Source organism: Anaeromonas gelatinilytica, from assembly GCF_016820635.1.
Taxonomy (GTDB): Bacteria; Bacillota; Clostridia; order Tissierellales; family SIT17; genus Anaeromonas; species Anaeromonas gelatinilytica.
On the sequence record NZ_WSFU01000057.1, the window covers coordinates 15,321 to 29,990 of the forward strand.

At 27.9% G+C, this 14,670-nt stretch carries 15 protein-coding genes and 1 riboswitch; of the genes, 9 read left to right on the plus strand and 6 right to left on the minus strand.

All coding sequences use genetic code 11. The features are described 5' to 3' along the window. Positions 1-4: 4 nt before the first annotated feature. Entirely contained in the window at positions 5-706 is a 702-nt protein-coding gene (ric, locus tag GOQ29_RS04450; RefSeq protein ID WP_203371434.1) for an iron-sulfur cluster repair di-iron protein, read from the plus strand. Between the two features lie 147 nt (positions 707-853). After that, positions 854-1,711, plus strand: a complete 858-nt coding sequence (locus GOQ29_RS04455) for a DUF1002 domain-containing protein (protein ID WP_252187512.1) — start codon at positions 854-856, stop codon at positions 1,709-1,711. 112 nt (positions 1,712-1,823) lie between these two features. On the opposite strand, the gene GOQ29_RS04460 is transcribed toward GOQ29_RS04455, so the two are convergent. Then, positions 1,824-2,303, minus strand: a complete 480-nt coding sequence (locus tag GOQ29_RS04460) for a superoxide dismutase family protein (RefSeq protein ID WP_203371435.1) — start codon at positions 2,301-2,303, stop codon at positions 1,824-1,826. Between the two features lie 220 nt (positions 2,304-2,523). Between GOQ29_RS04460 and GOQ29_RS04465 the strand changes: the two genes are divergently transcribed. Next, positions 2,524-3,918 (plus strand): radical SAM/SPASM domain-containing protein, encoded by a 1,395-nt coding sequence (locus GOQ29_RS04465; RefSeq protein WP_203371436.1) that lies wholly within the window; start codon positions 2,524-2,526, stop codon positions 3,916-3,918. 33 nt (positions 3,919-3,951) lie between these two features. Here GOQ29_RS04465 and GOQ29_RS04470 read toward each other — a convergent pair whose 3' ends face one another. From GOQ29_RS04470 to GOQ29_RS04480, 3 genes are all read right to left on the minus strand, one after another. Continuing rightward, positions 3,952-5,127: a cation:proton antiporter gene (locus tag GOQ29_RS04470; protein ID WP_203371437.1), complete on the minus strand. Its 1,176-nt coding sequence runs from the start codon at positions 5,125-5,127 to the stop codon at positions 3,952-3,954. Between the two features lie 44 nt (positions 5,128-5,171). Beyond that, positions 5,172-5,240: riboswitch (Fluoride riboswitch) on the minus strand. Between the two features lie 153 nt (positions 5,241-5,393). Next, positions 5,394-6,671, minus strand: a complete 1,278-nt coding sequence (locus GOQ29_RS04475; protein WP_203371438.1) for an ArsB/NhaD family transporter — start codon at positions 6,669-6,671, stop codon at positions 5,394-5,396. 129 nt (positions 6,672-6,800) lie between these two features. Next, the gene (locus GOQ29_RS04480) at positions 6,801-7,280 is read right to left on the minus strand and encodes a hypothetical protein (RefSeq protein WP_203371439.1); all 480 of its coding nucleotides are present in this window, start codon (positions 7,278-7,280) and stop codon (positions 6,801-6,803) included. Positions 7,281-7,447: 167 nt separating this feature from the next. Between GOQ29_RS04480 and GOQ29_RS04485 the strand changes: the two genes are divergently transcribed. Together GOQ29_RS04485 and GOQ29_RS04490 are read left to right on the plus strand one after the other, a co-directional pair. Continuing rightward, a complete protein-coding gene (locus GOQ29_RS04485) occupies positions 7,448-8,539 on the plus strand; it encodes a mechanosensitive ion channel family protein (RefSeq protein WP_203371440.1) in 1,092 nt (363 codons plus the stop codon). A 70-nt stretch (positions 8,540-8,609) separates the two neighbouring features. Continuing rightward, positions 8,610-8,930, plus strand: a complete 321-nt coding sequence (locus GOQ29_RS04490; RefSeq protein ID WP_203371441.1) for a DUF2680 domain-containing protein — start codon at positions 8,610-8,612, stop codon at positions 8,928-8,930. 61 nt (positions 8,931-8,991) lie between these two features. Here GOQ29_RS04490 and GOQ29_RS04495 read toward each other — a convergent pair whose 3' ends face one another. Continuing rightward, positions 8,992-10,044 carry an FAD:protein FMN transferase gene (locus tag GOQ29_RS04495; RefSeq protein WP_203371442.1) on the minus strand — a complete coding sequence of 351 codons (1,053 nt, stop codon included), beginning with the start codon at positions 10,042-10,044 and terminating at the stop codon, positions 8,992-8,994. Positions 10,045-10,345: 301 nt separating this feature from the next. Between GOQ29_RS04495 and GOQ29_RS04500 the strand changes: the two genes are divergently transcribed. The 4 genes from GOQ29_RS04500 to GOQ29_RS04515 all read left to right on the plus strand — a co-directional run bounded on the left by GOQ29_RS04500 (position 10,346) and on the right by GOQ29_RS04515 (position 14,191). Continuing rightward, positions 10,346-12,169: an FAD-dependent oxidoreductase gene (locus tag GOQ29_RS04500; RefSeq protein WP_203371443.1), complete on the plus strand. Its 1,824-nt coding sequence runs from the start codon at positions 10,346-10,348 to the stop codon at positions 12,167-12,169. 120 nt (positions 12,170-12,289) lie between these two features. Next, positions 12,290-12,667 carry a NusG domain II-containing protein gene (locus tag GOQ29_RS04505; protein ID WP_203371444.1) on the plus strand — a complete coding sequence of 126 codons (378 nt, stop codon included), beginning with the start codon at positions 12,290-12,292 and terminating at the stop codon, positions 12,665-12,667. 11 nt (positions 12,668-12,678) lie between these two features. Further along, entirely contained in the window at positions 12,679-13,197 is a 519-nt protein-coding gene (locus tag GOQ29_RS04510; protein WP_203371445.1) for a Gx transporter family protein, read from the plus strand. Positions 13,198-13,225: 28 nt separating this feature from the next. After that, the gene (locus tag GOQ29_RS04515) at positions 13,226-14,191 is read left to right on the plus strand and encodes a polyprenyl synthetase family protein (protein ID WP_203371446.1); all 966 of its coding nucleotides are present in this window, start codon (positions 13,226-13,228) and stop codon (positions 14,189-14,191) included. A gap of 55 nt (positions 14,192-14,246) precedes the next feature. Here GOQ29_RS04515 and GOQ29_RS04520 read toward each other — a convergent pair whose 3' ends face one another. Continuing rightward, complete coding sequence (locus tag GOQ29_RS04520) at positions 14,247-14,603, minus strand: hypothetical protein (RefSeq protein WP_203371447.1); 357 nt, start codon at positions 14,601-14,603, stop codon at positions 14,247-14,249. Positions 14,604-14,670 lie beyond the last annotated feature (67 nt).

A 14,670-nucleotide genomic window follows, 5' to 3' on the forward strand; every position in this document is an offset into this window, starting at 1 on the left:
TATTATGAATAAATTTGTAAAAAAAGATCAAAAAATTGGGGAAATAGCAGCTAAATTTCCAAAGTCTATAAATATATTTATGGAATATGAAATAGATTTTTGTTGTGGAGGAGACAGACCATTAGCAGAAGCTATTAAGGAAAAAGATCTAAATGAAGAAGAATTATTGAATAGATTAAACAATGAATATGAGGAATTTAAAAGCGAAATGAATAAAGGTATAGATTGGAATAAAGAAAGTAACACTAAAATGATAGATTATATAGTGAATAAACATCATGCATTTTTAAAGGAAGAATTGCCTGTGACAGAGAAATTAGTATCAAAAATATTAAAAGTTCATTATATAAGTCATGGAGATGTTTTAGTACAACTTCATAAGTTATTTAATCAATTAAAAACAGAATTAGAAGGACATTTAATAAAAGAGGAAGAAATATTATTCCCATTAATAAAAGAATATGAAAAAAATCCATCAGAAGAAATAAGAAAAAGAGCATTAAAAGTTTTAGACGAAACAGAATCTGAACATGATGAAGCAGGAGATATAATAAAAGAAATTAGAAGATTAACAGATGGATTTAAAGTACCAGATGATGGATGTTCCACATATGAATTAACTTATGAAAAAATAGAAGCGATCGAAAGGGATTTATTCCAACATATTCATTTAGAGAATAATATATTATTTCCTAGACTTAAATAATTAAACTTAGACTCCTTATAGAAAAGTATTCTATAAGGGGTTTTTTATGTAATATGAATATTATATTTCAAAATAAAGACAAACTTATATAAAAATGCTTATGATATGGTATAATACTTTTAGAGATTATATTAAGGAGTTGTTTGTATGAACAAGAAAATAATGTCTATTATATTAATATTAACTTTTTTAATTCCTAGTGTAGCATTTGGAGATGCTGAGGTTGGAGAAGAAGTAGTTAGTTTAGGACATGACTTAACTGCGGCACAAAGGGAGGAAATGTTAGATTATTTTGGAGTAGAAGATGATGTAAAGACTATAGAGGTTACTATTGATGAAGAAAGAAAGTATTTTGGAGAATACATAGATGCAAATATAATAGGTAATAATTCAATATCTTCAGTATATGTGAAAAAACTTCAAGGGGGAGAAGGTATAGAAGTAAATAGTAATAATATCACATGGGTAACTAATGAGATGTATCAAAATGCTTTAGTGACAGTAGGTATAAAGGATGCAAAAGTATTGGTAAATAGTCCGGTAAAGGCAAGTGGTACAGCAGCTCTTACTGGAATAATAAAAGCATTTGAAGATATGTCAGGAGAAGAAATATCTGAGAATGCAAAAGAAATTGCCAGTGAAGAATTAGCAAAGACATCAAAACTTGGAAATGAGATAGGCAAAGAAGAAGCATCAGATCTAATAAATGAAATCAAAATATATGTTATAAATAATGATATTACTAATATTAATGAAATAAAGGAAGTTGTGGAAGATAAAGCTGATGAATTAAATATAAGTCTTTCTCAAGATCAAATAGATGAAATAGCTAAACTTATGGAGAATATATCAGGATTGGATTTAAATTTAGATGATATAAAAACTCAAATAAAAGGATTAGGAGATAAAATTAATAAAGCAATCAATGATAATCCAGAAGCTAAATCTTTTTTAGCAAAAATAGTAGATGCAATAAAGGATTTTTTCAGTAGTATCTTTGGATAGAATATATATAAAAGGACATTTTTACTTTAAGTAAAAATGTCTTTTATGTTTTTATTACCAATTTATATTAATTTGATTATACATAGGTTTAATTATTTCACAACCTAATCTTTTACCTGTATTTCCAGATAGGCTTAATTATTCCGCAAGCTAATCTTTTACCTGCGTTTCCAGTAGGTTGTGATCTATAATCGTCTGGGTTCTGGTGTATTATAATTGCTCTTCCTAAGACTTCTTTAATTGTAAACTTATCAATAAAAAAACACATTTGAGCACATCCATTACTAGCGACTAATACAGGGAAATCTCCAGGATGATTACCGTGGGGAACATTTCTAGGATTATAATGTTCACCAGCTTCTTGGAATGGTTCTTTTGGATCTCCTATAGCACAGGATTTTCCTTCATGGATATGAAATCCAAAGGGACCTATAGGTTCATCATTATTATTAGCAGGTTTATATTCTGGTAATCCCTGAACATTAGCACAAACTACTACTCCCCCATATACTTTTTGGAAACTTACATATCCTTTTATCTGTGGTCGAAGGGGACCACCATGAATTTCAGCTATTGCAAAATCATAATACATATATTATCACCTCATAAAATGCTTTTACAATATATTATGATATGACAGAAAGAATGAGACTATTTTGAGTGTTAATATTATCATTTTAAATAATATTAATTCTAAAAGCTTATATATAGGATTAGTCGTTATTATTGGTTATAAAATATATGAATTGGATATGTTGTCATATATTTGAGACTATTTAAATAAGATTTAAATAATAGGGGAGGTATTTAAAATGAAACGAGTTAAGGGAAAATTTGAAGTATACGGTATAAACAAGTTACTAAATTATTTAGATTCAGATTATGAAAAAAATGTTCCAAGAGTTATTGAATGGTTAGAAAAATTTGATAAGGACGGACAATATAAGAATGTTTATAAATCCGTTAGAAAAATTATGACAGACTCAGAAAACAATTGGAATATATTGCTTAAAAGTATTTATAATGAAATTGATGTAGAGTCACGCCATGTATTGATGAATAATTTTATTATAAATGCTTCAATTGCTGGGACTAAAGTACGTAAAAGTATTGCTGAAAAAGAGAGGTGTAATGTACCTTGGGCTATATTAATGGATCCAACATCAGCTTGTAATTTAAAATGTACTGGATGTTGGGCAGCAGAATATGGAGATAAGCTTTCTTTAGATTTTGATATCTTAGATAGGATTATAACAGAAGGAAAGGAAATAGGAATATATATGTATATATATTCAGGAGGAGAACCACTTGTTCGTAAAGAGGATGTTATAAAATTATGTGAAAAACATTCTGATTGTGCATTTTTAGCTTTTACTAATGGGATATTTATAGATGAAAAATTTGGGGATGAAATGAAACGAGTATATAATTTTATACCTGCTATTAGTATTGAAGGATTTGAAGATGCGACGGACGAGCGTCGTGGTAAGGGAACATATAAAAAAGTAATAGATGCAATGGATATATTAAAGAAACGTGAATTGCCATTTGGTATTTCCACATGTTATACTTCTCAAAATGTAGATGAGGTAGGAAGTGATGAGTATATAGATGAAATGATTAGTAAAGGAGCTAAATTTTGCTGGTATTTTACATATATGCCAATAGGAAATGGAGCGCCAACAGATCTTATGGCTAATGACAAACAAAGAGAATATATGTATCATCAAGTGAGAAGATTTAGGAATGAAAAGCCGATATTTATTTTGGATTTTTGGAATGATGGAGAGTATGTAAATGGATGTATAGCTGGTGGGCGACGATATTTACATATAAATGCTAATGGAGATGTAGAACCTTGTGCTTTTATACATTATTCTAATTTAAATATTAAAAATAATTCTCTTTTAGAAACATTAAAATCCCCAATTTTTAAAGAATATGGAAAAAGACAGCCATTTAATGAAAATCAACTTAGACCATGTCCTTTACTAGATAATCAAGAAGAATTGGCTAAGATAGTTAAATCGTCTGAAGCCCATTCTACAGATTTAGAAAGTCCAGAAGATGTAGATGAATTAGTAAGTAAATGTAAGGCGGTTGCTGATAAATGGGAAAAAACTTCCGAAAAACTATGGAATAATTCTCCAGCAGGACAAAAAGCTATTGCTTATAATCAAAGTGCAGTAAATAATGATGAAATTTAAATAATAAATCATTTAGAAGACGGAAAAAGATATCTATTCTAGATATCTTTTTCCAGCAAATTTTATTCCGATTGCACCTAATGGAGCTGTAATTATTATGGCTAGTACGGCTATTGCTAAGATTAATTCACCATTTTCTACTCCCATACTTAGAGGGACTGCTCCTATTGCTGCTTGCACTGTAGCTTTAGGAGTATAGGCTATTGTACAAAATAATCTTTCTTTATAATTAAAATTAGTGCCAATAAGGGAAATGAGTACACCAATAGATCTACCTATAAGACCAATGGCTATTACTAATATACCTAGTAATCCTGAATCCATAGCTACAAAAATATTTACTTCTGCTCCTACCAGGACAAATAAGATTATTTCGGCTAGAACCCATACTTTATTTAATTTGGAAGATAATCTATTTGCTACAACAGGATATTTTTCAAGTAAAATAAATCCTATTGTCATTATTCCTAAAAGGGTAGCAATAGGAATAAAATCCTTAATTGGATTTTCTAAACTATTAAATATAATAGCAATTCCTAAAAGTATTAAAGTCTTTTTTGTATCCCTTATGTGATGTTTTTTAAATATATTAGTTAAAATTAATCCAATAATAATACCTATGATTATACCTAAAATTATTGATATGGGAATATTAATTAATTGTCTAAATATACTTACATTTCCTGTTGTATACATACTTAAGAAAGTTGTATATATTGTTATAGCAAATACATCATCAATGGAAGCACTGGCAAGAATCAATGTAGGTATACCTTTTTTTGACCCTTTATTTTTATCTATTAATGAAAGCATTGAGGGTACTACAACAGCAGGTGATACTGCTGCAATTATAAATCCTAATATGCCAGCTTCAGTAAAAGAAATATTAAATACTTTTATTGTTATAAATACTAGAGTAAATCCTTCTAATAATCCAGGGATAAAGCTCATTTTTATTGCAGGTATCCCTACTTTATTTAGAGTCTCTTTTCTGATGCCAAGACCAGCTCTAAGTAATATTACTATTAAAGCTATTTTTCTTAAATCTTCAGAAATTAATAATATATTTTTATCCAGAAGATTTAAGGCATAAGGGCCTATTAAAATTCCTACTATTAGCATACCTAATAATCCAGGAAGTTTTAATTTTTCAAATAATTTATTAGCTAAAAGACCAAATATGATAATAAGTGCAAAACTTAATGCCATGTAGATTCCTCCTTAAAATAAAAAGACTCCTACCCAAAGCTATACTTTAGGTAGGAGCCATTAATTACAATATTATGTAATACTTAGAGGCGAGCTCCATCGCCTATATGTTTAACAAATTATGATAATATTATACTTTAAATAAGGGTAGAAGTAAAGGGAAATTTGATATAGAGGTGTAATTATTAATGATTATATGATAAATTTTAGAGAAATTATAAAAATAAAAAAGACATTTTTCTCAAGAAAAATGTCTTTTTTCTCTACTATATATAGAATAATACTAAATACACACTAGATAAAATTACAGATAAAATCATTATAGGAAAACCTATTTTAAGAAAATTTATAAAAGATAATTTATTATCAGTTTTTTGTAAAAATCCTGCGACGATTACATTAGCAGACGCACCAACTAAACTACCATTTCCACCTAAACAAGCTCCCAATGCCAAGGCCCACCATAGGGGTCCGATGCTTATGGCTGACATTGCACCAATGCTTTTTATAAGGGGAATCATTGTAGCAACAAAAGGAATATTATCAATAAAAGCCGATGCCAAAGCTGAAACCCATAATATCATAAGAGTTGTAAGCATCAAATCACCTTTAGTAAGATCTAATACTCCTGATGCCAAATGTTCAATAATTCCAACTTTTTCTAATCCTCCCACTAGAACAAATAATCCTGCAAAGAAGAATATAGTGGACCATTCTACTTCTAGAAGAATATCTTCTGGATCCTTTTTACTTATAATTAATAAGAGTGATGCACCTATTAATGCTACCGTTGCTGATTCCAAGTGAATATATTGATGTAGTATAAATCCTATCATTGTTAGACCTAATACAAACAAGCTTTTCTTTAATAGGGAATAGTCCTTAATAGATTTACTCTCATCAAAAGTCATTAATTTATCCTTAAGATTCTGATCAACAGTAATTGATTTACCATATAAAAATTTAAAAATTATTAGTGTTGTTCCTAGTATAATTATTACAATAGGTCCAAGGTTTAAAGCAAAATCCATAAATCCTAAGTTTGTAGCACTACCGATCATTATATTTGGAGGATCCCCAATTAAAGTGGCAGTTCCACCAATATTTGATGCAAGGATTTCAGGAATTAAAAAAGGAAGGGGATTAGTTTTTAATGTTTCTGTGATTACTAAAGTAACAGGAACAATTAATAATACAGTAGTAACATTATCTAATAAAGCAGAAGATATTGCTGTGATAAGAAAAAGGGTTAAGATTATTTTAAAAGGATCACCCTTAGTTTTTTTAGCTGCTTTAATAGCTACATATTGAAAAATTCCTGTTTTTTTAATAATAGAAACCATAATCATCATTCCTATTAATAAACCAATAGTATTAAAGTCTATAGCATCAAATGCATATTCTTGACTAATAACTTTAAGACCAATTAGTAGAGATGCTCCAAAAAGAGCGATAGCAGTTCTATTTATTTTTTCAGATATAATAAATATATAAGTTATTATAAATATAGACACTGCAATATAAACTCCATAATCTAACGTCATTTAAAACATCTCCTTATTTCATATTTAATTGTATTAGATCGTATGTTCTAATAATACAGAAAAAAATGAATATGTCCAAGTATTTTTATAATATATAAAGAAAATTTAATAGTATATAAAATAACAATACTATATTGTATCAGGATCTTTCTTTTCATATATTTTCTTGCAAGAAGTTTTAGTATTTTTTATTATCTGTTGGATAGAATCTAATTTATCTTTTATATTATCTATTGTTTCATGGGGTACATTATAATATAAATATAAATCTTCGAAATTTCTAATAGTTTCGCTTAGACATTTATTTATTTTTACGAAGTCATTAAACACATTAGAATTTTTAGCATTTTTGAATTGTTCAATATCTATTTTTATAGTATCTATCAATTCATCTTCACTATTAAATGTTCCAGCTGGTTCTGGATAGGGTTCTATTCGTTGAAGAAAGTATTTATCTTTTTTATTTATATTATATACATAAGATATCTCTGTTCCCTCAATATCAAAAGTTATATAACATAGTAAAGAGTTTATTACATGTACATCTGCACCTAATTGAGAGAAGACAGTGTCATGTTTTGTAGCTTCTGCCATCATAAATCTTCGCATAAAATCACCTCCACTATTTTTGTATATTATTAATTATACCATAAAGATAAAGTGATTAATCAGTGTATAGAGCATATTTTAAAAACGGATTAAATTTCTTGTAATACATGTAAAATAAGTTATAATATATATTACACTGTATTCATATTAATATAGGAGGAAATAAATTGAGAATATTAAATTTATTAGTTGAGTTTTTTGATAATAATTTCATAGCATCTTTTATAGAATTAGGAATATCTATTGTGATATTTGTTCTGTTTTTAATATTAAGTCCTATAATAACAAATATCTTATTTAAAATAGTTCGTTCATTTACAAAAAAATCAAAAATTGGTTTGGATGATGATATGGTTGAATCTTTTAAAAAGCCTTTAAAAATATTTATTATTTTTGTAGGATTATATATAGCCCTTATATATCTACCCTTTTCTGAAGGTACTGAGAACAGTATAACTAAATTGTTTAGAGTATCTATAATAATATTAATAACTTGGGGATTATATAATGCTGCTGGGACATATGGAATAATACATGAAAAAATTGGTTCGAAATTGAACATTAAGAGTCAAAGAATATTAAAGCCATTATTAATAAGAGTAATTAGGATAATTATAATAGCTATTGCAGTAGCTATTATTGTAGAGGAATTTGGTTATAGTATAAGTGCTTTTATAGCTGGTTTAGGCATAGGAGGTATTGCTATAGCAATGGCAGCTCAAGATACATTATCAAATGCATTTGGAGGAATGGCAATAATTATGGATAGACCCTTTGACATTGGCGATTGGATTGTAGGAGCAGGAATAGAAGGGATTGTAGAAGATATTAACTTTAGAAGTACAAAGGTTAGAACGTTTGAGAAAGCATTAGTATCAATTCCTAATTCAAAGATATCAAAAGAAGCTATTACGAATTTTTCTCAACGAGGTATTAGAAGAGTCAAATTTTATTTAGGGTTAGAATATTCTACTACTTCAGAAAAAATAGAAAAAGTTGTAGAAAAAATAAATAGTATGTTGAAAAAGCATAGTAAAGTTGATGATGAACTTATTATAACTAAATTTGAAGTATTTAATGATAGTAGTCTTGATATACTTATTCAATATTATGCAAAAACTTCTGATTATGAAGAATTCTTATCAATACAAGAAAATATTAATTTTAAAATTATAAATATATTAGAAGAAGAAAATGTAGGAATAGCATTTCCAAGTACTAGTATTTATTTTGCAAATAAATTAGAATCTAATAATTAATCTTCATAATTTATTCATAATTATATTTTATACTTATAATTACAAAATAAAGCATTTAGGAGGAATGATTATGAAGAAATTAATAGGAGCTTTACTTTTATCATTATTAGTTTTTTCAGTAGGGGCAATAGCTTTTGCTGATGGGAGTGAAAAAACACCTAATTGGTTTAATGAAATGATTGAGTGGAAAAAAGATAGAGTTGAGAATGCTGTTACAGAAGGTATTTTAACTCAAGAAGAAGCAGACGAATATATTGAACATTTTCATGAAATGGAAGCATATCATGAGGAAAATGGATTCCCTGAAGAAGGATATGGCTTTGGAATGGGTTTAGGAAAAGAAAATGGTAGACGAGGACAAAGAGGATTTAGTAGAGGTTGTGGATATTAGAATTAGTCTTATGTCTAAATAAAAATAAATCCCACGGAAATTTCCGTGGGATTTGTCATATTTATTTATCATTCATTAATTTAAATTCATTATTAGTGATATCAATATTATTCTTTAATCCAGATGATATATATATTTCTTTATTATTAGTTATAAATAATGCATCTACACCATCAATCTTCTCTACAAGATTCATGCCGGTTTCTAATCCTAGAGCAAATATACCTGTAGAAAGTCCATCTGCATCAAAAGATTTATCAGCAATTATTGTTACTCCCTGAATGTTATTTTCAATAGGATATCCAGTGAATGGATCTAGAATATGATGATAAAGTGTTCCGTTCTTTTCAAAATTTCTTTCATAGACTCCCGATGAAACTACTGTCTGATTTTCAACCTTGGCTACAGCAATATGTTGACCTCTAGGTTCATAGGGATTTTGTATACCTATTTTCCAAGGAGATCCATCAGGTTTGCTTCCTATAGCTAATACATTTCCTCCTAAATTTATAATAGCATGATTAATGTTATTTTTATCTAAGATTTTAGCTAATTCGTCGGCTGCATAACCTTTAGCAATACCTCCTAAGTCCAAAATCATATTGTTTTTACTTAGTTTTACACTTTTATTATTCTTATCTAATAAAATATTTTCATAGTTAATAAGAGGTAAGTTATTTTCAATCTCTTTCTCTGATGGAATTCTAGCATTTTCAGTACCTATTTGCCAAAGATTAACTATAGGGCCAATTGTTATATCAAAATGACCATCGGTTATATCAGAATAGTATCTTCCTTTTTCTATTACATCATAAGTATCTGAAGAAACTTCCACGAAGTCTTTACCAGCATTCTTATTGATTTCATTTACTTCACTGTCTTTTATATTTAAACTCATTTTATTTTCAATATCTTCAATTCTATCAAAAAGTTCTTCAAATATTCCTTCTGGAACATCATCATATATAGAAATATCTATTATAGTACCTAAATAAAAAGCATTATCAGATACAGGTTCTTGAGAATTAGAAGAATTTTTCTTATCAGAGCATCCTACAAATATTAGAATAAATGGTATAATTAGTAGAAAAATATATTTTTTACGGTCTATCATAATTTAGTCCTCCAATCTATATTAATACTAGGGATAATTATAACATATTATTTGACAAAATAATTTTATAAATTTTTTATATTTATAAGATAAAAGAAATGATATATCACAAGAATTATGTTATAATATCTAGTGTAATGTTATATATGTATTTTAGTCACATTATTAACAATCATTAGTTAATATATAATTATCAATACTTAAGCTTATTTTCAAAATGGCATAATTATATTTGTATTAGTTATATGTCTGACAAAACAAACATATGATTTGTTAACGAAATAAAAAGAGGGGGCACACGATGAGTAAAAAAAGAATAGTAATTTTAGGTGCTGGATATGGCGGTGTTAATTCAGCTAAATTACTTCATAAGAAATTTAAGAAGAATCATGAAGTAGAAATTACTTTAATTGACAAGAATCCATATCATACTTTACTTACAGACTTACACGAAGTAGCCGGTAGAAGAATTGCTGAACATGGAGTGAAAGTTAATTTACAAAAAATATTTGACAAGAAGAAAATCAATGTTGTAACTGATAAAATTGATAAGATTGATTTTGATAATCAGAAACTTGTATCTGATAAGAGTGAGTATGAGTATGATTATCTTATATTAGGTTCCGGTAGTGAGCCAGCATTTTTTAGTGTAGATGGCGCTGAAGAACATAGTTTCACAATATGGTCTTATGATGATGCAGTAAAAATTAAGGAACATTTTCACAGTATGTTCGAACAAGCTAGTACAATAAATGATGCTGAAAAAAGAAAGGAAATGCTTACTTTTGTAGTAGCAGGAGCTGGTTTTACTGGTGTTGAAACTATTGGTGAACTTGCTGAATGGAAAAAAAGACTCTGCAAAGATTATAATATAGACGAAAGAGAAGTTACATTAAAGATTGTAGAAGGATTACCAAAGATACTTCCTATATTGAATGATAAACTTATAGCAAAAGCAGAGAATAGACTAAGAAAATTAGATGTTGAAATCTATACTAATTCATTTATAACAAAAGTAACTCCTAATTCTGTAGATATTAAAGATGGAGAAACAATAAAAACTAATACATTAATATGGACAGCAGGAGTACAAGGAAGTAGTTTTGCAGCAAATCTTGGACTTACATTAGGTAAAAGAGGTCGTATACAAACTAATGAATATATGCAGTCAGTAGATCATGATAATGTATATGTTATTGGAGATAATTCATATTTTGAAGAAGAAAATGAAGGACCTATACCGCAGATAGTTGAGACTGCACTTCAAACTTCAGAAACTGCAGTAGATAATATTGAAGCTGATATTAATAATAAAGCAAAAGAAACTTTTAAATCTAATTATCACGGATTTATGGTATCTATTGGGGGACGATATGCTGTTGCTCATTTAGGTAATATATCTATGTCAGGATTCTTTGCTATGATGATGAAACATATAGTAAATATACATTATTTACTCGGTGTAGGTGGATTTAATGTAGTTTGGTCATATATTATACATGAATTCTTTACAATTAGAGATAATCGTTCAATATTGGGAGGACATTTTTCTTTTAGAAGTCCTAATTTTTGGTTAGTACCTTTAAGAATATTTGTTGGATACAAATGGTTAGAAGAAGGTCTTGCTAAATTACCTGATATATTGTCAGATCCTTCAAATATATTTTTAATACCAGCCCCTCCAACATCTGGAACATCGGGAGCATCTGAGTGGGAAGCTGCAGAGGAAGCTGTTGAGACAGTAACGGCATTACCAGTACCAGAATTTATTCAAAATATGATGGATTGGTTTATGGATGTATTCTTTTACACAGCTGATGGCGAATATACTGTATTAGCTACTATATTCCAAACAGGAATGGTTATAGCTGAAGTAGTTATTGGTGCATTATTAATAGCAGGTTTATTTACAGCTATTGCATCAATTGTATCTGTAGTAATGGGTATAATGATATGGTCTTCTGGAATGGCACCTTTAGAAATGTTATGGTTCTTAGCAGCAGGAATAGCATTAATAGGTGGGGCAGGAAGAGCTTTTGGATTAGATTATTATGTATTACCAGCTTTAAAGAAATGGTGGAATAAGACCTCTTTTGCTAGAAAAACTTATCTATATGTAGATTAGTTATATATGTCCTTTCGGAGTAGAACTTCGAAAGGATTTTATTTTAGTAGAAAAATTTGATGAAAGATTTAAAACTTGATAAACTATATAGGAAAACTATGTTTAGAGAGAGGAATTTATATGAAAAAGTTAGATTTAATAATAATTATTATAGTACTTTCTATTGCTTTGGCAGGATATTTATATATAGAATATGAAAGGGACACTGATTTTAATAATAAAAGAGCAGAAATCTATGTAAATGGTGAATTATATGATAGTTATCAATTGACTAATGATATAGATGAAGAAATTATTATAGAGACAGAATTAGGAAGAAATATTATAAAATTATATAATAATGGAGCAGATATTATCGATTCAGATTGTCCTGATAAAATTTGTGTTGAGGATGGATTTATTAGTAATCCTGGAGAAATGTTAGTATGTCTTCCCAATAAAGTTGTAGTAGAAATTAAAGGGGAAAAAGAAGATGAAATAGATGATACAACGTACTAAGGAGGAGAACTATGTCACGAACAAAAAAAATTGTAATCATAGCATTATTGGTAGCTCAAGCATTAGTTCTTTATTTAGTAGAGAGGATGATACCCTTTAATTTTGGTATTCCCGGTGCTAAATTAGGACTTGCTAATATTATTACATTAGTTTCTTTATTTATATTTGGATTCAAAGAAACTTTTATGGTAGTAGTATTAAGAGTACTTATGTCCAATTTAATGGGAGGAAGCATATCTAGCTTATTATTTAGCTTATCAGGTGGATTATTAAGCTTTTTTATTATGTATTTGCTAAAAAGAATAGGGAAAGATAAAATAAGCATCATAGGAATAAGTATCGTTGGGGCAGTATTTCATAATATAGGACAAATATTGATGGCTGCTTTTGTCATTCATAATTTAAAAATAGTAGTATATTTACCGGTATTGCTTATTTCAGGCGTGGCTACAGGTTTTTTTGTAGGTATAACTGTAAGCTATATATTGAAAATTTTAAAAAATACTGGCTTATTTAAAATAAATTATTAATATAAAAGGATACATCAAGGGTGATAAAATGAATAAATTTTGGGACAATTATCCTCTTATTCAAAAGGAATTAGAGGATGTACAAAGAATAATGAAAAAAAATGTTAAAAGTAATGAAAAATATTTAGAAAAACCTTTATTAGATTTGATAAATTCTGATGGGAAAATGTTAAGACCTGCTTTTTTACTAATAGCATCTAAGTTTGGAGAATATGATAAAAATAAGAGTGAAAATTTAGCTGCAGTTATAGAAATGCTTCATATGGCTACATTAATTCATGATGATATAATAGATGAATCTAAATTAAGAAGGGGACAAACTACAATTCAATTTAAATATGGTAAGGATTATGCAGTATATATGGGAGATTATTTATTTTCTAAGTGTTTTTTAATGCTTTCTGATGATTATTCAATGGAAAATATGAAAAAAATATCTAAAGTCATAGCTCAAATATGCATGGGAGAAATAAGACAATATTATTTTAGGTTCAGACAAGATGTTTCTGTGAAAAGATATTTGAAAATAATAGCAGGAAAGACTGCGGCACTTTTTGTTATGAGTTTTTATATAGGAGCTAGTGAAGCAAAATGTGATGAAAGAATTATCAAAACTTTAGGAAGAATTGGATATAATATTGGTATGGCTTTCCAGATAATAGATGATATATTAGATTACACAGCGGAAGAAGAAACTTTAGGTAAAAGTATTAAAAATGATTTAAAGCAAGGATTTTTTACATTACCAATAATATATACATTGTTGGAAAAGGATAAAAACTTGGAAGAATTAATGGCAGAGAAAGAAATTTCAGATGATGATGTTATAGAAATTATAAATATAATTAAATTTTCTAATGGGTTAAAAAGGGCTAAAAAATTAGCTTTAAGATATACAGAAAGAGCTTTTACATTAATAAATGAATTACCGGATTGTGAAAGTAAAAAAATTATATATGAAATAACTGAGAGATTATTAAAGAGAAAATATTAATTATTAAAGCTGAAGGTATAATCTTATATCTTCAGCTTTATTTTAGAATGTTATATTATTCTTCAAGTAATGTATCAGCATTTAATCCATAACATTCGATTACTGGAACTACAAACATAAATCCTACTCCGAGTTCCTCAAAATTATTTAATTCTCTTTTTATTTTAGATGTAGCTTCTTTTAATTTGTCTTCTGTTCTTATTACACTAATTATTGTTTTATTGAAAGCATCTTGTTCATTAATTATTTTTCTAATAGATGAAAAAAAGGGTACTTTCAATTGATTTTCTAAAAGAAATTTTCCCATACCTACACTATCAAAAGTCGTAGCTCCAACTTTTGTGGTATAAAAAATTTCCATTATATTATCTAACTTTGTAATGTCATTTAATACTAAAAATAAGGCATACATAATATTACCTCCTAGTACAATATATTTGTAACATAAAAGTTACATAGTATTACTTTCTATAAGTTAA

What these genes read in the sequence shown, in the direction of transcription:
- ric (WP_203371434.1), top strand. Translation starts at nt 5, where the DNA reads ATGAATAAATTTGTAAAAAAAGATCAAAAAATTGGGGAAATAGCAGCT.
- GOQ29_RS04455 (WP_252187512.1), top strand. Translation starts at nt 854, where the DNA reads ATGAACAAGAAAATAATGTCTATTATATTAATATTAACTTTTTTAATT.
- GOQ29_RS04460 (WP_203371435.1), bottom strand. Translation starts at nt 2,303, where the DNA reads ATGTATTATGATTTTGCAATAGCTGAAATTCATGGTGGTCCCCTTCGA.
- GOQ29_RS04465 (WP_203371436.1), top strand. Translation starts at nt 2,524, where the DNA reads ATGAAACGAGTTAAGGGAAAATTTGAAGTATACGGTATAAACAAGTTA.
- GOQ29_RS04470 (WP_203371437.1), bottom strand. Translation starts at nt 5,127, where the DNA reads ATGGCATTAAGTTTTGCACTTATTATCATATTTGGTCTTTTAGCTAAT.
- GOQ29_RS04475 (WP_203371438.1), bottom strand. Translation starts at nt 6,671, where the DNA reads ATGACGTTAGATTATGGAGTTTATATTGCAGTGTCTATATTTATAATA.
- GOQ29_RS04480 (WP_203371439.1), bottom strand. Translation starts at nt 7,280, where the DNA reads ATGCGAAGATTTATGATGGCAGAAGCTACAAAACATGACACTGTCTTC.
- GOQ29_RS04490 (WP_203371441.1), top strand. Translation starts at nt 8,610, where the DNA reads ATGAAGAAATTAATAGGAGCTTTACTTTTATCATTATTAGTTTTTTCA.
- GOQ29_RS04495 (WP_203371442.1), bottom strand. Translation starts at nt 10,044, where the DNA reads ATGATAGACCGTAAAAAATATATTTTTCTACTAATTATACCATTTATT.
- GOQ29_RS04500 (WP_203371443.1), top strand. Translation starts at nt 10,346, where the DNA reads ATGAGTAAAAAAAGAATAGTAATTTTAGGTGCTGGATATGGCGGTGTT.
- GOQ29_RS04505 (WP_203371444.1), top strand. Translation starts at nt 12,290, where the DNA reads ATGAAAAAGTTAGATTTAATAATAATTATTATAGTACTTTCTATTGCT.
- GOQ29_RS04510 (WP_203371445.1), top strand. Translation starts at nt 12,679, where the DNA reads ATGTCACGAACAAAAAAAATTGTAATCATAGCATTATTGGTAGCTCAA.
- GOQ29_RS04515 (WP_203371446.1), top strand. Translation starts at nt 13,226, where the DNA reads ATGAATAAATTTTGGGACAATTATCCTCTTATTCAAAAGGAATTAGAG.
- GOQ29_RS04520 (WP_203371447.1), bottom strand. Translation starts at nt 14,603, where the DNA reads ATGTATGCCTTATTTTTAGTATTAAATGACATTACAAAGTTAGATAAT.